At 42.3% G+C, this 23,197-nt stretch carries 27 protein-coding genes, 2 pseudogenes and 1 riboswitch; of the genes and pseudogenes, 26 read left to right on the forward strand and 3 right to left on the reverse strand.

Annotation, left to right across the window (positions count from 1 at the left end; genetic code table 11):
• Positions 1–103 precede the first annotated feature (103 nt).
• The 22 genes and pseudogenes from PCORN_RS01300 (at position 104) to PCORN_RS20670 (ending at position 17,603) form a co-directional block, all read left to right on the forward strand.
• Complete coding sequence (locus PCORN_RS01300; protein WP_051999155.1) at positions 104–1,036, forward strand: ABC transporter substrate-binding protein; 933 nt, start codon at positions 104–106, stop codon at positions 1,034–1,036.
• Entirely contained in the window at positions 1,036–2,031 is a 996-nt protein-coding gene (locus PCORN_RS01305) for a FecCD family ABC transporter permease (protein WP_036076844.1), read from the forward strand. The genes PCORN_RS01300 and PCORN_RS01305 overlap by 1 nt, the downstream gene beginning before the upstream one ends.
• Positions 2,028–2,819, forward strand: a complete 792-nt coding sequence (locus PCORN_RS01310; RefSeq protein ID WP_036076845.1) for an ABC transporter ATP-binding protein — start codon at positions 2,028–2,030, stop codon at positions 2,817–2,819. The genes PCORN_RS01305 and PCORN_RS01310 overlap by 4 nt, the downstream gene beginning before the upstream one ends.
• A gap of 170 nt (positions 2,820–2,989) precedes the next feature.
• Positions 2,990–3,319 (forward strand): annotated as a pseudogene (locus tag PCORN_RS01315) (FtsW/RodA/SpoVE family cell cycle protein); the annotation flags it as partial.
• Between the two features lie 73 nt (positions 3,320–3,392).
• Positions 3,393–4,568, forward strand: coding sequence for a rod shape-determining protein RodA (gene rodA, locus PCORN_RS01320; protein WP_036076847.1), 1,176 nt, complete (start codon positions 3,393–3,395; stop codon positions 4,566–4,568).
• 132 nt (positions 4,569–4,700) lie between these two features.
• Positions 4,701–5,054, forward strand: coding sequence for an arsenate reductase family protein (locus tag PCORN_RS01325; protein WP_036076849.1), 354 nt, complete (start codon positions 4,701–4,703; stop codon positions 5,052–5,054).
• A gap of 28 nt (positions 5,055–5,082) precedes the next feature.
• Positions 5,083–5,460 (forward strand): glycine cleavage system protein GcvH, encoded by a 378-nt coding sequence (gene gcvH, locus PCORN_RS01330; RefSeq protein WP_036076851.1) that lies wholly within the window; start codon positions 5,083–5,085, stop codon positions 5,458–5,460.
• A 64-nt stretch (positions 5,461–5,524) separates the two neighbouring features.
• A complete protein-coding gene (locus PCORN_RS01335) occupies positions 5,525–5,830 on the forward strand; it encodes a thioredoxin family protein (RefSeq protein ID WP_051999156.1) in 306 nt (101 codons plus the stop codon).
• Between the two features lie 107 nt (positions 5,831–5,937).
• A complete protein-coding gene (locus PCORN_RS01340; RefSeq protein WP_036076855.1) occupies positions 5,938–6,591 on the forward strand; it encodes a DUF6088 family protein in 654 nt (217 codons plus the stop codon).
• Positions 6,592–6,666: 75 nt separating this feature from the next.
• Entirely contained in the window at positions 6,667–7,488 is an 822-nt protein-coding gene (locus PCORN_RS01345; protein ID WP_241433041.1) for a nucleotidyl transferase AbiEii/AbiGii toxin family protein, read from the forward strand.
• Between the two features lie 132 nt (positions 7,489–7,620).
• Entirely contained in the window at positions 7,621–8,493 is an 873-nt protein-coding gene (locus PCORN_RS01350) for a cation diffusion facilitator family transporter (RefSeq protein WP_036076858.1), read from the forward strand.
• Between the two features lie 57 nt (positions 8,494–8,550).
• On the forward strand, positions 8,551–9,249 hold the full coding sequence (locus PCORN_RS01355) for a response regulator transcription factor (protein ID WP_036076860.1): 699 nt from the start codon (positions 8,551–8,553) through the stop codon (positions 9,247–9,249).
• Positions 9,233–10,384, forward strand: coding sequence for a sensor histidine kinase (locus tag PCORN_RS01360; RefSeq protein ID WP_420912008.1), 1,152 nt, complete (start codon positions 9,233–9,235; stop codon positions 10,382–10,384). Before PCORN_RS01355 ends, PCORN_RS01360 begins: the two co-directional genes overlap by 17 nt.
• Before the next feature lie 170 nt (positions 10,385–10,554).
• Positions 10,555–11,217: a D-alanyl-D-alanine carboxypeptidase family protein gene (locus tag PCORN_RS01365; protein ID WP_277620140.1), complete on the forward strand. Its 663-nt coding sequence runs from the start codon at positions 10,555–10,557 to the stop codon at positions 11,215–11,217.
• A 10-nt stretch (positions 11,218–11,227) separates the two neighbouring features.
• Entirely contained in the window at positions 11,228–11,392 is a 165-nt protein-coding gene (locus PCORN_RS20660) for a hypothetical protein (protein WP_277620141.1), read from the forward strand.
• An 86-nt stretch (positions 11,393–11,478) separates the two neighbouring features.
• Positions 11,479–11,598: riboswitch (SAM riboswitch) on the forward strand.
• Between the two features lie 97 nt (positions 11,599–11,695).
• Complete coding sequence (locus PCORN_RS01370; protein WP_036076862.1) at positions 11,696–12,718, forward strand: methionine ABC transporter ATP-binding protein; 1,023 nt, start codon at positions 11,696–11,698, stop codon at positions 12,716–12,718.
• Positions 12,715–13,389 (forward strand): methionine ABC transporter permease, encoded by a 675-nt coding sequence (locus tag PCORN_RS01375; RefSeq protein WP_036076863.1) that lies wholly within the window; start codon positions 12,715–12,717, stop codon positions 13,387–13,389. The genes PCORN_RS01370 and PCORN_RS01375 overlap by 4 nt, the downstream gene beginning before the upstream one ends.
• Before the next feature lie 18 nt (positions 13,390–13,407).
• Positions 13,408–14,239: pseudogene (locus PCORN_RS01380) on the forward strand (MetQ/NlpA family ABC transporter substrate-binding protein).
• Between the two features lie 148 nt (positions 14,240–14,387).
• Positions 14,388–15,326, forward strand: coding sequence for an ABC transporter ATP-binding protein (locus tag PCORN_RS01385; protein WP_036076864.1), 939 nt, complete (start codon positions 14,388–14,390; stop codon positions 15,324–15,326).
• A gap of 19 nt (positions 15,327–15,345) precedes the next feature.
• On the forward strand, positions 15,346–16,452 hold the full coding sequence (locus PCORN_RS01390; protein WP_241433035.1) for an ABC transporter permease: 1,107 nt from the start codon (positions 15,346–15,348) through the stop codon (positions 16,450–16,452).
• Between the two features lies 1 nt (position 16,453).
• Positions 16,454–16,978, forward strand: coding sequence for an ABC transporter permease (locus tag PCORN_RS20665; protein WP_036076865.1), 525 nt, complete (start codon positions 16,454–16,456; stop codon positions 16,976–16,978).
• A gap of 19 nt (positions 16,979–16,997) precedes the next feature.
• Positions 16,998–17,603 carry an ABC transporter permease gene (locus PCORN_RS20670; RefSeq protein ID WP_077913739.1) on the forward strand — a complete coding sequence of 202 codons (606 nt, stop codon included), beginning with the start codon at positions 16,998–17,000 and terminating at the stop codon, positions 17,601–17,603.
• A 237-nt stretch (positions 17,604–17,840) separates the two neighbouring features.
• Here PCORN_RS20670 and PCORN_RS01405 read toward each other — a convergent pair whose 3' ends face one another.
• Both PCORN_RS01405 and PCORN_RS01410 read right to left on the reverse strand, forming a co-directional pair.
• Positions 17,841–18,293: a threonine/serine exporter family protein gene (locus PCORN_RS01405; protein ID WP_036076866.1), complete on the reverse strand. Its 453-nt coding sequence runs from the start codon at positions 18,291–18,293 to the stop codon at positions 17,841–17,843.
• A 77-nt stretch (positions 18,294–18,370) separates the two neighbouring features.
• Entirely contained in the window at positions 18,371–19,123 is a 753-nt protein-coding gene (locus tag PCORN_RS01410) for a threonine/serine exporter family protein (protein ID WP_036076869.1), read from the reverse strand.
• A gap of 170 nt (positions 19,124–19,293) precedes the next feature.
• Here PCORN_RS01410 and PCORN_RS01415 point away from each other — a divergent pair, with 170 nt between their 5' ends.
• From PCORN_RS01415 to PCORN_RS01425, 4 genes are read left to right on the forward strand one after another with little or no spacing between them, the layout of a single operon-like run.
• Positions 19,294–19,491: a YdbC family protein gene (locus PCORN_RS01415; RefSeq protein ID WP_036076872.1), complete on the forward strand. Its 198-nt coding sequence runs from the start codon at positions 19,294–19,296 to the stop codon at positions 19,489–19,491.
• A gap of 28 nt (positions 19,492–19,519) precedes the next feature.
• Positions 19,520–19,843, forward strand: coding sequence for an alpha/beta hydrolase (locus tag PCORN_RS18060; protein ID WP_051999159.1), 324 nt, complete (start codon positions 19,520–19,522; stop codon positions 19,841–19,843).
• A gap of 19 nt (positions 19,844–19,862) precedes the next feature.
• Positions 19,863–20,159: an alpha/beta hydrolase gene (locus PCORN_RS18065; protein WP_051999160.1), complete on the forward strand. Its 297-nt coding sequence runs from the start codon at positions 19,863–19,865 to the stop codon at positions 20,157–20,159.
• A gap of 55 nt (positions 20,160–20,214) precedes the next feature.
• Positions 20,215–21,141: an NADP-dependent oxidoreductase gene (locus PCORN_RS01425; RefSeq protein WP_036076873.1), complete on the forward strand. Its 927-nt coding sequence runs from the start codon at positions 20,215–20,217 to the stop codon at positions 21,139–21,141.
• A 100-nt stretch (positions 21,142–21,241) separates the two neighbouring features.
• Here the strand turns inward: PCORN_RS01425 and PCORN_RS16935 are convergent, their stop codons facing one another.
• Positions 21,242–22,270, reverse strand: a complete 1,029-nt coding sequence (locus tag PCORN_RS16935) for a hypothetical protein (RefSeq protein WP_051999161.1) — start codon at positions 22,268–22,270, stop codon at positions 21,242–21,244.
• Positions 22,271–23,197: the final 927 nt, after the last annotated feature.

The following is a 23,197-nucleotide window of genomic DNA, read 5'->3' on the forward strand; positions in this document are numbered from 1 at the left end:
GACATTGCGCCCGATTTTTAGTACAATAGAAGGGAGCGTGAAAAGGAGGAAAGCATGAAAAAAAATTCTATGTATAAGTCTATTTTCATTACTTCTCGTTTTAATGGCGGCATGCGGACCTAAGGAGATTGGTTCTTCTGGAAACACTAGTGAAAAAACTAGCAAACAAAAGGTATCCGAGGAGGCAGCTGTTTTAACGATTACTGATATGGCGGGCAGAACCGTCCATTTTGCAAAGAAACCGGAACGAATAATTACACTTACCAATTCTGATATGGGAATTGTTTACGCGCTTGGAGGCTCGGTTATCGGGCGCCAAACGATGGATGCCAGTGGCGTGGAACCAAGTGCGGCGTTAAAAGCAACAGAAGTCGGCAATACGCATGATTTGAACTTGGAGAAAATTGCATCCTTGACACCAGACGTTATCATCGCGAGCTCCGAGCAGAATTTGAAAGACGTGCCAGCCCTTGAAGGGATTGGCGCGCAGGTCGTTTTGACAGGGGCCAATTCCATCGATGAAATTAAGAAACAAGAAGCGATTTTGGCTCAATTACTCGGAAAAGATGCGACTAATTTACAAAAAGAAATCGATCAGAAAGTCGCTGAAATAAAGCAAGAACAAACAGGAAAGGCAGTTCGTGCGTTACTCATACTCGGCGCGCCGGGCAGTAATTACGCAGCATTGCCGAATTCGCTTAGCGGGGATATCCTCGAAAAAGCTGGCGGCGTCAATGTAGCGAAGGATTTTAAAGGGGTCGAGAATTTTCCACAATATGCATCTTTGAATATTGAAAAAATCGTCGAATCAGATCCAGAGGTCATTTTCTTGATGATCCATGGTGGCGATGAAAAGGAAACTGAGCTCGCGTTCCAAAAAGAAATGAAGCAAAACGATGCGTGGAACTCCACGACTGCTGTGAAAAAAAACAATATCGTCGTGCTTCCTGCTGATCTTTTCGGTACAAATCCTGGTATCCGTATTACAAAAGCGCTCGATTACATGGCAAATGAACTGAATCAGGTTAGTAAATAATGCATGATCCACGTAAAAAAAGAAGAATCATCACATTTATCGTCACGATTCTACTGCTCGTCGTCGTGTTCTTTTATGGCTTAACGACTGGTTCAGTGAAAGTGAGCTACGCTGAGGTTTGGCAAACATTAATGGGGCATGGCGATGACCTTTCCACGCAGCTCATTTGGAATCTACGTTTGCCGCGGATGTTCCTCGCGTTTCTTGTTGGGGCCGCACTCGCGATTGCAGGCTGCTTACTACAAGGCGTGATGCGAAACCCACTCGCTGATCCAGGCGTTATCGGCGTCTCGGCTGGTGGTGGGCTTGTCGCTATCATCCTTACTATCGTGTTACCGTCCCTGAGCCAATTCGTCCCATTAGGCGCGTTTCTCGGCGCATTCGGTACCGCGTTACTTATTTATGCTGTCGCCTGGGATAAAGGCGTAGCACCATTACGCGTTATTTTATCAGGTGTCGCTATCAATGCTTTCATCGGTGCAATGACATCAGGCATCATGGTCCTTTACAGCAACCGCGTCCAAAGCATCATTTCCTGGATGACCGGTACGCTATCCGGAAAAAGCTGGTACCATCTCAATCTGATTTTGCCATATATGCTCGTCGGATTCGCACTCAGCATCTTCGCGATTCGCTCGTCCAATGTCCTACTACTAGGTGACGACGCGGCAAAACTACTCGGGTATTCCGTCGAGAAACACCGATTTTTCATCATCATGTTGGCGGCATTCCTAAGCGGCGTCGCAGTCAGCGTTGCAGGTCTCATCGGCTTTGTCGGACTCGTCGTCCCGCACATTTTCCGACTCATTATCGGCAATGACTATCGCTACTTACTGCCAATGTCAGCAATCGGCGGCGCTTTACTCGTCGGGTTCGCAGACACGGCCGCGCGCAGCTGGTTCGGCTCCATCGAACTACCCGTCGGCATCCTGCTAGCCATGATCGGCGCACCGTTCTTCCTATTCCTACTACAAAGAGGGAGGGTTGCATCATGACTGCCATCACAACGCTACAAAACGTCACTTTCATTCGCAAGCGTTCCTTCGAGATCCAGAACCTCGAGCTTGAAATCCCAGAAGGCAAAATAACCACGATTATCGGTCCAAATGGCTCAGGTAAATCCACCATTTTACGTTTGATCATGCGCCTCCTAGCACCGAACGAAGGTAAAATCATGCTTCATGGTACCGATATCGACGCCATCAGTGCGAAAAAATTAGCACGCGAAATGACGATGCTTTCCCAGTCACCGGACGGCTTAATCGATGTCGTCGTTCGCGATCTCGTCAGCTATGGCCGGATGCCGTATAAATCATGGCTTGGCACGATGGAAAAAGAGGACGAACTTGCTGTCGATTGGGCGATGAATGTTTGCAACCTAGAAGAACTTGCGTATCGACCACTACACACGCTCTCAGGCGGCGAAAAACAACGCGCTTGGCTTGCGATGGCACTCGCACAAAAAACACCAATTCTGCTGTTAGACGAACCGACAACGTATCTCGATATTTCGCATCAACTCGAATTACTGGACCTTTTAAAGCAACTAAATCAAGATTTCAACATGTCGATCATTCTCGTCCTGCACGATCTAAACCAAGCAGCAGGATACAGCGATCATGTGATTGTGTGCGAAGAAGGCGCCATCAAAAAAACAGGCACACCCGAAGAAGTTTTCACGAAACCCCTGTTACGCGATATTTTCAAAATCGAAGCAGAGATCCATCCGACCGAGCGCGGATTACGCGTTTTGCCAATCGCCTCGACGAAATTTCATTCATAAAGTTAAAGATAATTTAAAGATTTATAAAGCCGGTTCTAGGAAACCAAGACAGCACCTTGTTTTGTTCTCTGGAGCCGTTTTTTTTTCCTGTTAGAATTTGATGAAAAAGCTTCCTATCTCGCTTGAAATTTTATATAATAGAAGGGTTGACTTAGACAGAATAGGACTTAGATGATTTTATTTTCACAATTATCGGCGGGGACTTCGGCTTTGTTGGTGCATGCGTCTTAATTGTGTTATACTTCTTATTAGTTTACCAAATTATTCGTGTCGCTTTGGATGTGGGAATTCCTTTTTATTCCTATATTTGTACAGGCGTCGTAGCGATGATTTTCTTTCATGTGTTACAAAATATTGGGATGACAATCGGTATGTTGCCGATTACGGGGATTCCGCTGTTATTTGTTAGTTATGGCGGGAGTGCCATTTTGGGGAGTTTAATGGCGATTGGCCTTGTATTATCTGTACGTTACAATGCGCCAAAAGCAATGGATTTATAAATTTTAGAACTGTATGGAAAGTAACAGAGGTTTGGAAAAAATAACTTATTCCATCCAGTAAGGAGCGTTAAGAATGAATTCGCAAAACAAAATATCTGCGAGAATCGATTATGGTATTGTGTTATCACTCATGTTATTATGCGTTATCAGTATGATTTCGATTTATAGCGCGCAGTTAACAAATGAACAATACAACGCCAACTTCGTCATGAAACAAGCTGTGTGGTTTGTAGTCAGTGGCTTTGCTATTTTCGTTATTATGCAATTGGATTATGAACGGTTGACCAAATGGGCCTACTATTTTTATGGAATCGGTCTTTTAATGTTAGTTTTCGTATTATTCTTCGGAAAAGAAATAAACGGCGCAAAAAGTTGGATTATCATTCCGTTTTTAGGAAGCCTTCAACCATCGGAAGTCGTGAAAGTTATCCTTATTATCACCCTCGCAAAAGTAATTTGGGATCATAATCGGAAATATAAGATGCATACAGTGAAATTTGATTTCCTATTATTGGTGAAAATGGGAATCATCACGATTATCCCCATTGGTTTAATTATGCTGCAACCCGATTTAGGAACAGGCCTTGTTTTCATCGCGATTATGTCTGGGATGATTCTCGTATCAGGTATCACGTGGAAACTAATTGTGCCAATCTACGGCTCGATTGTTGCTGTTGGCGGCACACTACTATACTTAGTGCTCTATCATGAGAGCTGGCTCGTAAAATTAGGTTTTAAATCCTATCAATTTGAGCGAATTCATACGTGGATTAATCCGGAATCAGATCCTCAAGGCGGCGGTTATCAAGTATTGCGAGCGATGACAGCCATTGGTTCTGGCCAAATTGGCGGAAACGGCGCGGGTTACAATGCCATCGCAATTCCGGAAAACCATAATGATTTTATTTTCACAGTCATTGGTGGCGATTTTGGATTCATTGGTGCTAGTATTTTGCTAGCGATTTATTTCTTGTTGATTTACCAAATTATTCGTGTGGCGCTCGATATTGGGATTCCGTTTTATTCGTATATTTGTACAGGCGTTGTCATGATGATTATGTTCCACGTTTTCGAGAATGTGGGGATGAACATCGGACTGCTACCAATTACAGGTATTCCATTGCCGTTTATTAGTTACGGAGGAAGTGCGCTGCTGGGGAATATGATGGCGATTGGTCTGGTTCTAGGGATTAGATACAATTACCAGAAATCGATGTTTACGGTGAAAGAAGAGAAGCTCGCGGAATAGAATAGATTACCTTGTCTGGAAGATTCGGATTAGGTAATTTTTTTTATGTATTTTTCAGGGAATTATTTGTTATTGCAATCGAAATCCATTATGATAAGGGGAGCACTACAAATTTGGGAGGGAAAAACAAATATGATTACTTTTTACTGGTATCCGAAATGTTCGACATGCAAGAAAGCAAAACAGTGGCTAGATGAGAACGATGTGGCTTATAATCAAGTAGACATGATTGAAACACCACCGAAAAAAGAGGAATTACAAAAATGGTTTAAAAATAGTGACCTAGGAATTCGCCGTTTCTTCAATACAAGTGGCATTTTGTATCGCGAAATGGGCTTAAAAGATAAAGTAGAGCAAATGACAGAGGATGAAGCGTTTACATTACTGGCTACAGATGGTAAACTAATTAAGAGACCAATCGTTACAGATGGCAAAAAAGTGACACTTGGTTTCAAGGAAAGCGAATTTGTAGAAAACTGGAAGTAAATATGGACTTGAAGGGGGATTTATTAAGATGAGTTTACCAAAAGATTTACGTTATTCAGAAGAGCACGAATGGGTGAAAGATGATGCGGGAAATTTCGTTATCGGGATTACAGACTTTGCGCAAGATCAACTAGGCGACATCGTTTTCGTTGAGTTACCAGAAGTGGGCGACACGATTACACAAGGCGATTCGATTGGAAGTATTGAATCTGTTAAAACAGTATCTGATTTTTACGCGCCAATTACTGGTAAAGTGGTGGCAGTAAACGCGGAATTAGAGGATGCGCCAGAACTACTTAACTCAGCACCGTATGATGCGGGTTGGTTGTTGAAAGTGGAAGATGCGGACGCGGCTCAAGTTGCGGCATTACTTTCGGCGGAAGATTACGAAAAAACATTAGACTAATGGTGATACATAGAAGACCCTGCTTGCATTATGCGACGGGGTTTTCTTCTTGGAGGGATTGGATTTGGTAGATATTTGGAATAAGCAGCAGTTGATGGCGAGACTGGATACTCGGGAAAATTTTGCGGTGTATTTCTTCACGCCGATGTGTTTAGGGTGTCAGCAAGCGATGAAATTGGTGGACTTGGCGGATGAGGCGATACCAGAGCTTACAATTGGCAAAATGGATTTGAACTATGTTCCGGAGTTGGCGGAGCGTTGGGCGATTACGAATGTGCCGGTGTTGCTAGTGTTTAGGGACGGGGAACTCGCGGGGACGAGTTATCGAATGGGAAATATGATGGAGGTTTATGATTTTTTGAAGGAGTGAGGGAACTTAGGAGTGGGAGCTTCTGAGTTTTTTTTGTCTCGAATTTTTTACTTTTTTTGTTTAAATATTGTATACTTAAGAAGAATGAGGGCGCGGAGGTGGAGAAGATGGCGATAAGAGAGATTTTGTTGGATGAATATGGTTATAATGAACCGATTGTGACGACGAATATGAGTAAGCAGAATTTTGGATTGAAGCCGGATAGCTTGCGCAGAAATATTAATCGGTTAGTGGAGAAAAAGGAGATAGCGCGTTTTTGTGATGGCGTTTATTATTTTCCGAAATGGAACGAAATGTTGCAGCAGAACACGCAAGTTAGTGAGCGAGTCGTGATTGAAAGGAAATATATTCAAGATAAAACGGAGCGGTATGGTTATTTTTCGGGGCTTGCATTGGCGAATGAATTGCATCTAACGACACAAGTTCCTGTTGTGCTTGAAATTGTAACGGAAAATAATGCGAGTAAAAAAAGAACGGTGACGTTGAAAAATACGCAGTTAACGTTGAAAAAGGCGCGTGTTCCAATTACGTTTGAGAATTATAAAGTCCTGCAAGTGTTTGATTTATTGACAGATAAGGTTTCCTACAATGAAGTACCGAAAGAAATCATGATAGAGCGACTTAAAGCTTATTTAGGGGACGTCACTTTATCGGAAGCCGAGATTATTGAAATTATTGTTAAGTATCCCAGTAAAACATCGAAAGAATTAATTGAAAAGGGGTTATATCATGCACTTATTCGAGGACAAAGAGACATTTGAGCAACTTATCATTGCGACGGGTGCGGCTATAAATCGTTATCAGAAGCTATTGTAGAGAAAGATTATTATGTGTCGATGCTATTGAGAGAGTTGAGCGAACGGTTGCCAGATATTGTTTTTAAAGGTGGCACGTCATTATCGAAAGCGTACCATGTGATAGATCGGTTTTCTGAGGATATTGATCTTACGTTTGTGGCCAGGTTGAAGAATACGGAATTGAAGCGGAGTAAGGAATGTATTATAGCGATGATTGCTGATTTGGGCTTAGAGTTAGCTAATCCGGATAGGGTTATGTCGCGGAGACGGTTTAATTGTTACGAGATTTATTTTGATAATTTGCGGCCCAATCATGCATTAAAGGAACATCTTCTGATTGAGACTTTTGCGCATTATGTGCCTTATCCTGTTGTGGAAAAGCGGATTTCTAATTATATTTTTGAATATCTGGAATCTATAGATAGAATCGATTTAGCAGAGGTATTTCCTGAGTTGAAACCATTTTCAATGAAAGTCCAGTCGATAGAGCGAACCTATATCGATAAAGTTTTTGCTGTGATGGATCATTATGTGAAATGTAATAGCATGGGGCTATCGAGGCATTTGTACGATTTGCATAAGATAGCCGAGCATGTAGATTTAAAAAGTGAGACGATGCGCTCGCTTTTTTTAGATGTGCAAAAAGAGCTTGCTGTTGATGTGGAACAGAATCCTTCTGCGGAGATTGGCTTTGCATGCCAGAAGGTGCTTATATCATTGTTGGAATCGGATTACTATAAAGCGGATTATGAGTCGATTACAGCGCAACTTATTCAAGATAATATGTCGTATGAGGCGGTTAAATTATTCTTATTGGCCACGTTTGAGAACATGTTTTTCCCCGAAAATGAACATGTGTGATTGTTTCGCCTGTCCAACAAAGTTTCACACCCGATATAGAAATGAGCTACCTAAAAAAGATTGCTATAGACCCACAAGAAAGAGGTGTGGTACTATACTTTAGGTAGTTATTTATGTTAACGGGGGTAAATGATGAGTAATTCTAATTTGACTATTCTATCGGTAATAAGTAATTTTGTTATCGTTATTTTGAAATTTATTGTGGGGTTTTTGACGGGCTCGGTTGCGGTTATTTCGGAGGCGGTGCATTCGTCGATGGATTTGTTTGCGTCGGTGATTACTTTTTTCTCGATTCGGATTTCGAACCGGCCGGCAGATGATGATCATCCATATGGGCATGGGAAGGCAGAGAATATCGCTGGGACGATTGAGACGTTGCTTATTTTTGTTGCGGGTATTTGGATTATTTATGAGTCGATGAATAAATTTTTGAATCCGCATGAGATTCGGTTTCCAGGGCTTGGTATTGCTGTGATGTTGTTTGGGGCAGCGGTGAATATTGTGGTTTCTAGGGTGATTAAGAAGGCGGCGGATAAGGAGAATTCAGTGGCGATGAAGTCGAACGCGCTCCATTTGTATACGGATGTGTTTACGTCGCTTGGGATTGCGTTTAGTTTGTTGCTCGTTCATTTAACGGGCTGGTTATGGCTGGATCCGGTGATCGCGATTTTGACGGCGTTTTATATTATGTATGAGGCTGGGAAGTTGTTGAAAGAGTCGTTCCCGCCGCTCATGGATAAGCGTTTGTCGCCGAGTGAGGAAGCGGAGATTAAGCGGATTATTATGACGCATCAGGCGGATTTTATTGAGTTCCATGATTTTCGGTCGCGTCGTGCTGGTGCGCAGGAATATATTGATTTTCATTTGGTTGTGGCGAATAACCAGACAATCGAACAGGCGCATTCGCTTTGTGATGTGATTGAGAAGGAGATTTATGATTTTTATGCGAAGGCGCAGGTGTTGATTCATTTGGAGCCGGAGCAAGAGCGAATTTTAACGAAATGATGTGAGCCTTTATGTTACAATACGTGTATGTGAAACGAAAAGTGAGGTGGCGAGAGAATGACATCGATTTTAATCGCGGATGATGATAAGGAAATTGTAGATTTAGTGAAATTATATCTTCAGAATGAGGGCTATACGATTCATTATGCGTACGATGGTGCGCAGGTATGGGAAACGGTGCAAAAAGAGCAACTGGACTTGGTTGTACTGGATATTATGATGCCAAAAATGGATGGCTTAGAGGTTTGCCGTTTAATGCGCCAGGAGGGTATTACGACGCCGATTTTGATGCTGAGTGCGAAGGCCGAGGATAATGATAAAATTATGGGACTCTTGACTGGTGCGGATGATTATATGGTGAAGCCGTTTAATCCGCTAGAGTTGTCGGTGCGTGTGAAGGCGATTTTGCGACGAGTGCAGTTGATGAAGCAGGGAAATGTGGGTGGTACGCCGCTGAATCAGCTTATTTTAGGACCAATTGTGATTGATCGAGAATTGCATACAGTGATGGTGAACGACAAGGACTTACACTTGACGACATCGGAATTTGATATTTTATTTTTGCTGGCGAATGAGCCGGGTCGTGTTTTTAGTTCCGAGCTGATTTTTGAGCGACTTTGGCACGAGAAGGCGCTAGGTGCGAGTAAGACGGTTATGGTGCATATCAGTAATTTGCGCGATAAGTTGAAGGAAGCGATGGACGGAGAAAATGTGATCAAAACCATTTGGGGAGTAGGTTATAAAATTGAAGTTTAAGCAGCTAGTGTGGCGAATTTGGCGGCAATTGCACCCACTGCAAATCATTATTTTAGCGGTGCTTTCTTGGTTTGCTAGTTTTGTGGCATTGCGGAGTATCGGTTTGTGGCTTGTTTCGGTAACACAAGATTCGGTTGTATTGACTGGAACAACGAAGAGTTTTATTTATTTATTCGGCTACGGTCGCTATGACAAATTACTGAATTCACCATGGCTTATCATGTTGAAATATCTCGGTATGATTGGTGTGGCGCTCGTATTTTTTCTTTTTTTTTTCTATTGGCTTTTTAAGCAGAATTTACTTAGAAAACAGTTGCGGCAGATTAATATGGCGATTCTTCAAGATCAGCCGATGGAGCAGGAGAGTTTGATTCCTGAGATTGTGCAGTTGGAGGAAAGTATCGAAAAAATGCGTGGTCATCAGGCGGAACTTATCAAGCAGGAGCAAGAGGCGCAGCAGGCAAAAAATGATTTGATTACGAATGTGTCGCATGATTTACGTACGCCGTTGACTTCCATATTGGGTTATTTGAGCTATATTCATGAGGATCGGTATCGTGATGAAGTGGAATTGCGTCATTACACGGAATTAGTGTATGGCAAGGCACTGCGATTGCATAAACTTATCGATGACTTGTTTGATTATACACGGCTTGAGAGTCCAGAATTTCAGATTAAAGAGGATACGCTTGACATGGTGGAATTACTTCGTCAGCTTGTTTCGGAGTATGAGCGTTCTGCTGCCGAACAAGAGGTGCGGATTGTTGAAATGTATACCGTAGAGAACTTGAAAATCATGGGTGATGGTATGCAAATCATGCGTTTATTTGAGAATTTGTTTTCGAATGCGCTCCAATATGGTGCGTCTGGGAAGAAAATGGATATCAGCGCGAAAAAAGAAGCGGGTATGGCGATTATTGAGGTTTCCAATTATGGTGCGGAGATTCCGGCTGGTGATTTACCACAATTGTTTGAACGTTTTTATAAAATCGATAAAAATCGTACAACAACGGGCACTGGACTTGGTTTAGCGATTGCGAAGTCGATTGTCGAGCGGCACGGCGGGCATATTTTCGCTACGAGTAGAAAAGGGAAAACGACATTTACTGTGAAATTACCAATTAGTGAGAGCTAATGAATGGTGTTTTCGTATGTGATATAATAGTATATTTTTGAGATTCAGCGCGTGACGGCTAGTTTTCTTACAAAACTGTCATTTTATGCGCTGAATCTTAAGCTTTTCTTTCTAATTTCTTACTCTCCATTTTATCATTTTTAGATAAGATGTAAGCAGGAGGGGAAATTATGAAAAAACAGACATTGATCTTAATTCTTGCTTGTTTGACGATAGTTGCTATTTTAGTTTTTGTTTTAGTAGGAAGAGACATTCGTGCTACGCCATCGATTGGGGCTACAAACGCACTTGTTATGAATACGAAACAGGAGAAGGAACTTTTTGCGAAAGATGCGAGTCGGGCAGTTCCAATTGCTAGCATAACGAAATTAATGACGACTTATTTAGTTTTAGAGGCGATACATACAAAGGTCCTTTCTTGGGATGAGATGTTGCCGCTGGGACGATTGGATGATCCGCAGGCGGTGAGCCTATATGCGAAGACGGGAACGAAATATTATACGGTACAGGATTTATTTTCGGCGATGTTGATTATGTCGGCAAATGATGCGGCCGAGACTTTAGCTGAGCGAGTTGCCCCGGAGAATTTCACGGAGAAAATGAACGCGAGGGCAAAACAGTTTGGCATGTCCAAGAAGACGCATTTTAGCAGTGCAAGTGGCTTGGATAAAGATGGTGAGATGTCGGTATCAACGGCGGCGGATTTGATGATTTTGACGAAGAAATTGTTGAATGATTATCCGGAGGTGCTGGATACGACATCGCGAACGGATTATGTGACAAAAAAAAGGAGATACGATTCATACGACGAACGGAGTGCTGCAAGAAGATGAGATAAGCGGGATGGACGGTTTGAAAACTGGATATACAGATCAAGCTGGCTATTGTCTTGTGGGAACGGCGGTTCAAAATGGAGAGCGGGTAATCTCGATTACACTCGGTAGTGAAACGGATGATAAACGAACAACAGATGCTAAAAAAATGATGGAGTTAGGCTTTTCAAAATAAAATCGAGACTGAATCTTGACAAATCCGACTAAAAACATGTAATATTAATAAACACAAGGCGCGTAAGTGAATGCGTCTAAAAAATAATCTTATCAAGAGTGGTGGAGGGATATGCCCGAAGAAACCCGGCAACCTAAGTGGATGACTGATTTTATCCATTGCAAGGTGCTAAATCATGCAGAGTGTCAGACTCTGAGAGATGAGAGAAAAGCGTAAATTATGCATGTAATTACACCTTTCTTCGCTCAAGTGGCAAGAGAGGTTTTTTTGTTTTTTAGAAAAAGATTGAGGGTGGAGTTTACTTTGATAAGGCTTAAAAGTGTTGCGAAGGATTATAAGACTCGGAAAAACAATGTGAGAGCAGTGGATGATGTTAATTTGGACATCGCAGAAGGTGAAATCTTTGGTGTCGTTGGGTATTCTGGCGCTGGGAAAAGTACGCTGATTCGGATGTTTAATGGCTTGGAGTTGCCAACAGAAGGCACGGTGGAAGTGGATGATTTGTTTATTTCCCAAATTAGAGGGAGTAAATTGCGTAAGGCGCGTCAGCAAATCGGGATGATTTTTCAACATTTTAATTTGCTTTGGTCGCGTACGGTGTATGATAATATCGCGTTTCCACTGGAGATTGCGGGAGTGCGTGGCGAGAAGCGGCGTTTTCGGGTGAATGAATTGATTCGGCTTGTTGGTTTGGAAGGGAAGGAAGATGCGTATCCGTCTGAGCTAAGTGGTGGTCAGAAGCAGCGTGTTGGGATTGCACGGGCGCTTGCGAATAATCCGAAAGTATTGCTTTGTGATGAGGCGACATCTGCGCTTGATCCGCAAACGACGGATGAAGTGTTGGAGCTACTGCTAGACATTAATCGCCGTCTGAACTTGACGATTATTGTGATTACGCACGAAATGCACGTTATTCGCAAAATTTGTAATCGTGTGGCGGTCATGGAAGCGGGTCGTGTGGTCGAACTGGGGGATGTTATTGAAGTATTCCAACATCCGAAAGAATCGGTGACAAAACGATTTGTGCGCCAAGTAACCGAATCGGATGAGACGGAAGAATTGATTCACTTGTTGCTGGAAAACTATTCGGAAGGTAAGCTTGTGAAGTTACTTTTTGTTGGTGGGCAAGCGACGCAACCAATTATTTCACAAGTAGCGCAAGATAATAAGGTGCTACTAAATATTTTACACGGGAACCTGACGCAAACACAAAATGGGGCGTACGGGACTTTATATATTCAAATTCAAGGTGAGGAATCGCAAGTTGATGCCACAATCACCCGGTTACGCGAGCTTGAGATAGAAACGGAAGTGATTGAAGGATGAACGATTCTACAGGGTATTTTGCAAATGTAGATTGGGACATGATGAAAACAGCCACGGAGGAAACGCTTTACATGACGATTATTTCGCTGTTCGCTGTCTTTTTCCTAGGTTTGGCGTTGGGGCTCGTTTTATTCTTGACGAATCGTAAAAAGGACGCGGGATCGCGGACGGCTTATTGGATAACGGCGATTTTGGTTAACATATTCCGATCGATTCCGTTCATTATTTTAATCGTGTTACTACTTCCGATGACAAAAACGCTTGTTGGTACGATTATCGGACCTAAAGCGGCGCTACCAGCCTTGATTATTTCAGCGGCTCCATTTTATGCACGAATGGTGGAAATCGCGTTTCGTGAGGTGGATAAGGGCGTTATTGAGGCAGCAAAAGCGATGGGTGCGAACCTATTCACGATTATTGGTAAGGTATTGATTCCAGAAGCACTACCAGCAATCATTTCAGGAATTACCGTGACGGCGATTTCACTGGTTGGCTTTACGGCTATGGCGGGTGTTATCGGTGCAGGTGGACTCGGAAACGCGGCTTATTTAGAAGGTTTCCAACGGGCCCAACCAGCTGTCACATTAGTTGCAACTATTATTATTTTAATTATAGTATTTGTTTTCCAGTTCATTGGGGACATCTTGACCAAATGGGTCGACAAACGATAAGAAAAGGGGAGTTAACGGATGAAAAAAGTTTTATTAGGATTATTTACACTAACATTGGTATTAGTTTTAGCGGCTTGTGGCGGAGGTTCGAAAGATGATGCGAGTGGCGACAAAGAAACAACGCTTGTTATTGGTGCATCTAACTCACCGCATGCTGTCATTTTAGAAAAAGCGAAACCTATTTTAGCGAAAAAAAGGTATTAATTTAGATATTAAAAAGTACACGGACTATGTAATGCCGAATGTGGCGTTAGATGAAGGTGACTTGGATGCGAACTATTTCCAAACGATTCCTTACATGGAGTTAGAAATGAAGGAAAAAGACTACAAATTCGTGAACATGGGCGGAATTCATATCGAGCCAATGGGCCTTTATTCTAAGAAGATTGATTCGTTAGACGACCTACCGAAAAATGCGCAAGTTATCATGTCTAATAGTAAATCGGATTGGCCGCGTGTGCTAGGTATTTTAGCAGACAATGGCGTGATTAAACTAAAAGACGGCGTGAAGCGTCAAGATGTGACTTTTGATGATATCGTTGAAAATCCAAAGAATGTTAAATTTAAATACGATGTGGATGCTGGTTATCTGATGACGGCGTATAACAATGAAGAGGGCGATATTGTGGCGATCAACTCGAACTTTGTAGTAGATCAAGGCATGAACCCTAAGAATGACGCGATTGCGATTGAGAAAACAGATTCTCCTTACGTGAATATCGTTGCAGCACAAGAGAAGAATAAAGATAATAAGGATATTAAAGAATTGGTGAAAGTTTTACAGTCTAAAGAAATTCAAGATTTCATCACAAAAGAATGGAAGGGTGCAGTCGTACCTGTTTCTAACTAATAAGCGTCGAGTCGTCCTACCTGAATTTGGGTGGGCGATTTTTTTTGTGAGTGGAAATGTGCTATATTTGCTTTATAAAATGGACTGGATTAAAATTGTCATGCTGATTTAGAAATTATTTTTGGCATAATGGAAATGAGGGAATGTCATGAAAATCGTGGAGATTGAGCAGTTAACGAAGAAGTTTGATAAGAATATTGCCGTTGATAATCTGGATTTGACGATAAGAAAGGGGCAGATTTTTGGTTTGCTTGGGCCTAATGGTGCTGGGAAAAGTACGACGATTAGTGTTTTATGTGGGCTTTTGAAGAAGGATAGCGGACAGATTCGTTTGTTTGGGGAGGAGCAGGAGACGCATAGTTTGGAAATTAAGCAGCGGATTGGCTTGGTACCTCAGGATATTGCGCTTTATAGTGATTTGTCGGCGTTTGAGAATGTGCGCTTTTTTGCTGGGCTTTATGGGCTTCGTGGAAAGGAATTGGATGCGGCTGCGAACATGGCGTTGGAGTTTGTTGGTTTGGCGGATAAGACGAAGGATAAGCCTGGGACTTTTTCGGGCGGCATGAAGCGGCGCCTCAATATTGCGTGTGCAATTGCGCATAAACCGGAGCTGATTATTATGGATGAGCCGACTGTTGGAATAGATCCGCAGTCTAGGAATTATATTTTGAAGTCGATTAAGAAGTTGAATGCGTCGGGTTGTACGATTATTTACACAAGTCATTATATGGAAGAAGTCGAGGAGTTGTGTGATTATATTTCGATTATTGACCATGGAAAAGTGATCGCGGAAGGCACGAAGGAGCAGTTGGTGAGCCTTGTTTCGGATCGGAAAGAGATGCGTTTAGTTGTGGATGATGCGTCGAAAATTGATTTGGATGCGTTGCGGGCTATTTCCGGGATTTTGGTGGTGGATGTGATGGAGGGCAATGTGCTTAGCATCACGTCTAACAGTGAAGTAAACAATTTGAACGCAGTTTTAGAGGCGCTGATTGGACAGTCGGTAGAAGTGATGGAGATGAACCAGCAAACGCTGAATTTGGAAACGGTCTTTTTGAATTTGACGGGCCGAAAATTACGGGATTAGAGAGGAAGTTGAGCTTGTGATGATGATTTTTCATATAATGTTGAAGGCAATCAAGCTGACGCTGCGTGACAAGGGCTATTTTCTCTATATGATGATTTTCCCGTTGGCGTTGATTTTGGTGTTGGGAAGTGTGTTGCAGGATGCCTTTAGTAGCGATGTGGAGCTAGATAAGATGACGGTGGAATACACGGTGCAAAAGGATAGTCCGGTTGGCAAGGCGTTCGGTGAGTTTGCGACGGAGGCTAGTGGGAAGCAGGTGACGTTTAAGGAAGCGGACAGTGCGAAGGCTGGCAAAGATGCGGTGGCGAATGGGGATGCTGTTGGTTTTGTGGACGTGAAGGATGATTTGACGGTAACGACGAATTCTCCGAGTCAGATTGAGATGAGCGTGCTGGATGGCTATTTGGATGGCTTTACGTCGCAGTATCGATTGGCGAGCACAATTATAAAAGTAGACCCGATGCAGGCTAGCGTTTTGCAGAACCCTCCAAAAGCCTCGGATTCGGCGATTCAAGTGGAGAAATTGGCTTCGGGGAATAATATTAGTGCTTTTGAATATTATGCGATTGCCATGATTGCGATGGTGATGATGTTTGGAATTAATAGCGGGATTAATGTGTTCCGTGAGGAGAAGGTGCGGCATACGGATGTGAGGCTTTTTATTGCGCCGATTAAGAAGTCCACCGCGATTATTGGGAATTTTCTAGGCGCGATTTTTATGCAAACGGTGTCACTCATTTTACTGATGGTGATTTCGGATTTGTTTTTCGGGGTTCATTGGGGTAAGTACGCGCTTGTTATTTTTGTGATTTATTTTAGTTTATTGTTCTTGTCGGTGGCGATTGGTATGGCGGTCGACGTGTTTAGTAATGGGAATCCGGCGGCGAATGGTGCTGCGACTATTTTGATACAAGTATTTGCCTTTTTGGGTGGTGCGTATTTCCCGACTGGCGATGGCTTGATGTCGAAATTATCGCCGATTGGCTGGGTTCGGATTGGTGTCAGGGATGTATTGTATAATCATGATGTAGCAGCGGCGGTATTTCCGATAGGCGTGAACCTGTTGATAACAGCGGTTCTTGTTGTCGGAATGAGCCTGTGGATTAGACGAAAGGAAGTGTATTAAGATGCGGCAAGTTGGTTGGATATTCAGGCATAATTTAAAAAATCTCACGCAAAACAAGGCGAAATTAATCATGATTATAGGTTTGCCAATCTTGAGTATTTTGATCTATTTTCTTTCGTATGGGGCGCAATCAGGGACGACAGCGCTGAAAATTGGTTTGGTAAATGAGGACCCAGGCGTTTATACGAGCCAAATGGTGACGTGGATGAAACAGGATAGCGACACCGTGCAGTCTGTTTCGAAGGCGGCTGGAGATAAGAAGCTGACCGGCGGACAATTGGATGCGCTGGTGATTTTTGAGAAAGGCTCAGAAAAAAGTATCGCGGCACTGGATCCGCAACAAATTAAGGTGAAATCGATGCAGGGCGATGCGGTGAATAACACAGTGAAGCGAGCGGTTGATGCCTCGCTCAGTAATATAATGACGATGATTCAGGCGAGTGAAAAAGGTGGGCAAGATTTTGCGAAGTATGCCACGACTTTTGATCAGTCAGAAATCAGTGTGACGCAAAAAAACGACGAGTAATCAACACGATGTTGTGCTAATGATGTCGACGCAAATCCTCGGTTTTCTATGTATGATGTTGTTATATGCAGCGGGAAATCTGGGAGAACTCATTTTACAGGAGAAGGAAGATGGCACATTTTATCGGTTGATGTCAACACCGCTCAGTAGCAAAGCGTATCTCTTCGGAAATGCCTTGTTCGCGCTTGCCGTCGTTGTGACGGAGGTCGTGATTTGCTTAACGGCAATGCGATTTGTGTTTGATATCGATCCAGGCGTATCCTACTTCGCACTATTCGGTGTGTTGTTCGTGTTCTCAATCATGGCGGTCTTGTTATCATTGGCACTCGGATTCACAGCGACGAGCAGAAAAAGTGTCAGCGGATTACAAATGATTCTATTTACACTAACGAGTCTACTTTCCGGCGCGCTTATCCCGGTTCAAATCATGCCCGCTTTCATGCGAAAAATCGCGGAATTCCTGCCACAATATTGGGTGATGAACGCGATTACGACATTACAACAAAATGGCGACTTGGCTTCGATTAGCTTGAACATCGCGATTATACTGGGCTACGCCTTGCTGTTCTTCTGCATTGCGAGTTACAAATTCACGAAAAATAATCGAGTGAATTCCTTCGTATAGAAAAATTCGGCGATGCCTCGTTAATGACGCGTCGCCGAATTTTTATTTTGGTATTATCGGTTTACTAAATTACGAAAGGCATGATCATATTCTTCTAAAACTTCTTTGATCAGGTGCATAGAGTTATCTGTGTTTTTTATAGACTCTAATTTTGACAGTGTTCCAATGAATTTATATTCAGATGTTGGCGTGAATCTTTTTAAGACAAATAGCATTGTTATCACCTCTCCTTCATAATTAGATATTCTCCTTATGTTCGCGAAAACGCCGAATACTATGGTTCAAAACCTCTGAAAGTACCAATCCTGCAGCAATTGCACCCGCAACTAAAGCAACACGAACAGAGAATGAGATGGCCTCGAGATAATCCCCAAGTACAAAATTTCGAACAGCTTGGTAGGCGAGACCACCAGGCACAAGCGGAACAATGCCTGGAACGTTAAAAATCGTGACAGGTAACCTTTTTGATTTTGCAAAGAAGAAGCTAGCAATGGCGACGACAAAAGCCCCAGCGAGTGTACTCATCGTTGTGCCAGCGTCGAGATGCATTAAAGTCCAATAGGTCATCCAGCCAAATGTACCCGTTAGACCACAAGCAATGAGCGATCGGCGGGGAACATTGGTGATGATAGCGAATGCAAGTGTGGCCAGAAAACTGAAAGCCAGTTGCATGATTATAGTCCAAAACATTTGATTTTACCTCCTTAATTTCTATTTGCGACCGCTCCAGTTTTTGTCGGAGCAGAGCGGGCCGTTTCAGCACTTCGTTATCCAAAAAACCGAAATACAACGGCGATCCCAATTCCAATCGTCCCTGCTGTTATCAACGCTTCTGTCCCGCGTGCCATTCCAGATAATAAATGTCCCGCAAGCAAATCGCGCACCGCGTTCGTAATCGGAACCCCTGGCACGAGCGGCATCACACCACCGATAATCATCTTATCCAAACTAACGCCCCAGCCAATCGAAATCGTCAAAACGGCTAACAACCCAACCGTAAATGCAGCTAAAAACTCCGCTAAAAACTTTACCTTGAAAAATTCCGTCCCATAATAAAAAATCACAAAGCCGATCGCCCCGATAATACAGGCCGTAATCAAGTCCTTCCAAACACCACCAAAAATCATCATCAACGTTCCACTTACAACCGCGGCAGCCACAATCTGTAACCAAATTGGGAAGAATTTCACATCTTTGTCGAGCGAACGTAATCTTGTATAAAATTGCCCTAATGAAATCTTTTTCATGGTGAACTCACGAGACAAATCATTGACCTTAGAAACCTTCTCCAAATTAATTGTCCGCGTTGGAATCTGCTCCATTTTCACGGCAGTCCCACCTTGCAAAGCCATAAAAATACCAGTCGGCGTCACAAAACTAATCCCTTTCGACTCCGAGCCAGCCTCTGCAATCCGACTCATCGTATCTTCCACGCGGTACATCTCCGCACCGCTTTCCATCATAATTTTTCCCGCCAATAAACATGTATCTAGCAAAAAATCTTGAGGAGTCTCTTCCATCATCCAACCTCCGTTCTATCTAGTCTCTAATCCCATCCTAACGCAACCACGGCAATTTTTCTAGTTAAAATAAAAAGATTTTTGGGAAATACGATTCTGCGAGGCGATTTGAGGGTAAATATCTGTTAGTATGAACTATGGGGCATTATTTAATAAAGGAGTTTTGGCAGATGAGCAGTATTGAATATGAAATCGTAGAACATATTGGTGTTTTGTCGGAGAATTCGAAAGGGTGGCGAAGAGAGGTCAATCTGATTAGTTGGAACGGTCGCGCGCCGAAATACGATATTCGTGATTGGTCACCAGGCAATGAAAAAATGGGCAAAGGCATTACGCTCACGGAGGAAGAGTTTAAAAAAAATCGCTGAATTAGCGAAGTAACGGGGGAATTGTTTTATGTTTGCATATGATATTTATGAGCCAATTGATCGGAAGGTGGAGGATACGTTTCCAACCATCTTTACACTTCATGGAGCAGGCGCAGACGAGCTAGACATACCAGGCATTTTAGAGTCGGTGATGGACCGATTTGTCATTGTAGGCATTCGTGGCAACGTACAGCAAGGTCCAGGATATTCCTACTATAAAATGGTGGCAGAAGGGGAACCTAGTGAGAAGGCGATTACATATGCAGCAAACAGCATTCACGAATTTATCGAAACGATTGTGAAACAGTACCCATCGATTGACCGCAAAAAAAATGTATTTACTTGGCTTTGATCAAGGAAGTATTGTTGCTATGACTGAGTTTGTTCAGAACGGTGGCATGTATCATGGCGGTGTTTTCCTAAGCGGGAGAATCCCAGCCTTTTTGGAAACCGCACCGAAAAATTTATTATTAAAACCTAAACGCATTTTTGTCGGGCATGGAGTTAATGATGCCGTTTTTTCCGTTCAGGAAGGCGAAAAAATCGCGCGGTATTTTAAAGAATTAAGCGATGACGTGACGCTGCGAACTTTTTATGTCATGCACAATGTGAATGCAGCCGAAGAGGACGAAATTATTGACTGGCTCACGGCAGAAGAAGAAAAATAAGCAGGCTGTGCACGAAAAACATGGCTGAAACAGACAGATCGGGAGGTTTTACAGGATGAAAGCATTAGGTTTTACAAAGTTTGGCGATCCAGAAGTATTTGAAGAATTAGAGTTACCAAAACCAAAAGCAAGTGAAAAAGGACTAGTAATCAAGGTTTTAGCGGCAGGGGTAAACCCTTATGACGGCTTACTACGAGCAGGCACGATGCAAAAAATGCGCCCACTCGAGTTTCCGATTGTTCCAGGAAGTGACATTGTCGGCAAAATTACCGAAATAGGTTCCAAAGTGAAGAATTACGCGGTTGGGGATATCGTTATTGGCCATCCAGCAATTGGCGGTTACGGCGAATATGTCGCGACTCCGAGCTACAACGTCGTGAAAAAACCGAAAGAGATGAGTATCGAGGAAGCCGCTGGACTAGCATCAGTCGGAATTACAGCTTATTACGCACTTCAAGTTGCCAAACTGAAAAAAGGCGAAAAACTGATCATTCTCGGCGCGTCAGGAGCAGTTGGTTCGATAGCTGTCCAAATCGCGAAAGAACAAGGACACAAAGTGATTGGTGTTGCGAGCAGTAAAAATGCGGATTACGTGAGTGCATTAGGCGCTGACCACGTTTTTTCTTATGATCAGGATGATTTATCCCAAGTGTTGCATAACAAAGCGAACGTTGTGCTGGACATGAGTTTTGGCGGTAAAGGTTCAGCAGAAGGACTACACTACGTGAAAAGAGGCGGACGCTATGTTTCGCTAACCAGTTTGCCAGAAAATGCAGACGAGAAGAAAGTGAAAGCTATCCGTATGAAGCGTTCGAAAGACATGAAGGACAAAGAAGCTTTAGGATACTTGGCTGATTTGTACCGCGCGCATAAATTACAACTAAAAACAGCGGAAGTGCTGACATTCGATCTACGCGGCGTGATTGGCGCGCATCAGTTGATTGATAAAAAGCAAGTGGCTGGGAAGTTGATTTTGAAGTAATAGACGGAGACACCTGAGAAATTGGGTGTTTTTTTTGAGGAAAGGTCAGAATAAAGGTAGTGCATTCATGGAGCGAAAAGCCGTGAATGCACTACCTTTTTTAGCGTAGAATTTCGCCTAAATATAGCCCACTGCAAGCTGCGTGTGACAGTGAATGCGTGGCGCCTGAGCAATCACCTATAAAGTAGAGGTTAGGGATATCAGATTCGAAATCAATATTGGTATGTATCTCCGGCCCGAAATCCTTCGTGTCGTAGCAATATAATAAGGTATTTCCATCTATTTTAGACTGCATACTACGTTCTAAGTGATGAAAAAAAGCGATCGTTTCTTTCAATAAGTCCTCTAAAATAATGTCAGCCGAGAAGTCCGATTCATATGTTACCGTGCCTTGGATTTCCTTGTCCGGTTCAAATTCTCTGGACAACGAAGAAAGCGGATAACCAATTATTCTATCTTGATTTTGGTTGATTTTAGAGAATAGAGAATCGAGAAAAGCGTTCATTTCTATCTCGTTATCAAAATAATAAGGACGGAAAAGTGTGAAGTTTAGGTTCTTGCTTGGTTTATCCTCTCTAGCATTCTGCCCCTCAGGCGTCACGCGACCATGCAGATTACGTTTTATGACCCGCCCAAATTTGTTCATGCAGTAGCTGTATAGATTGCCACTTCGCATTTTGACTTCCAGATTGTTTTGAAGTATGGCATCAAATGTTTCACTTAACATTTCGATACGGAAACCGATGTCGACTCTCTTTTTCTGATATGTAAGCCCTAATTTTGCAAAACTATTGTTCAGGAGTGGATTCTTTTTTGAACCGGTGGCAACAATGACTTTTTTTGCGTGGAAAATATGATTTTCTGATGTTGTGACGCGGAATGTATCGTCGGTTTTCTCCATATTGGTTACTGCATTGTTAAAAAGGAATTCTATTTTAGTAGATAAGTGTGAAAATATATTGTTATACACTTCTTTCGAAAGCTCGGTGCCTAGGTGCTTTGTTGGGCAATCTAAGAATTGGATGGAGGAATCATTTTGGATATCTGCATGGGATTGGTAGGTTAATGCTGATTGGCCACCAAACGTATTGATGATATCTTCCACTTCTGATAAATACTGAGTTACCAAGTTTTCTCCGATTTTGCTACTTAAATTGCCACCTAAGTCGGGGGAAAAATTATACTTTCCTTCCGATAAACCTAAACCGCCAAAACCGGTGGTGGAAGGTTTTACAAGGCGGTCTTCTATGCTAGGTCCTGCATCAATGGCGAGGATTTTTTTTGTTAGTGTCTAGTTTTAGCATGGTGAAGATACTGCTGACGCCAGAGCCGATGATTATGATATCGTACATTTTTTTGGCTCCTTTCTAAAAGGTTTTTGTAAACTCGTTTTAATAACAGGTTAACATCATAGGCGTGGAATTGCAATTGATTTTTTTTGAAATAATGTAGATGTGATTTTCGTGAACAGATTAAAAAATTATGGGAGAGTAACTCTTTGATTAGATCCAAGCATGTATCAATGTTTTCTATGATAGAATTGTTAAATATATTTGCGCGTACCGGTCGATTGAGAAGAATATGGCTGGGAAACTTATTTTGACGTAAGCAATAAATACTACTGTTTAAAGAATCAGTTTTTTTCATAAAGAGGTGCCTATTAAAAGAAAATGGACAAATCGATTAAACCAGTATAGAATGGGTTAGTGTGTTTAATTTAAGTAATTTGTAATGTGAATATGTAATTAAGCACTTTGATTTGCATTTTAATCTATTTCATTTTGAAGAGGCTGATTCAGCTTCTAAAGAAAAAAGACTGAAAAATTAGTTTTTTAAAAGATGCAAGCTTATTTTAATAGAAATATTTTTACCATAAACTACTTGTCTTATTTTTACTTACGTGTTAAGATAAATCCATCATATGTGATATATGAAAAGATAACTTTGATATAATCAAAGTTTCTTAATTACATAGGATTATTTATTTGAGAAGGTGGTGAAAAAATGTTAGAGCGAGGATTAGGAGCTATGATTATTATCGTTTGCTATAGGATGA

Origin of the sequence: Listeria cornellensis FSL F6-0969 (assembly GCF_000525855.1) — a bacterium.
In the GTDB taxonomy this organism is placed as follows: Bacteria; Bacillota; Bacilli; order Lactobacillales; family Listeriaceae; genus Listeria_A; species Listeria_A cornellensis.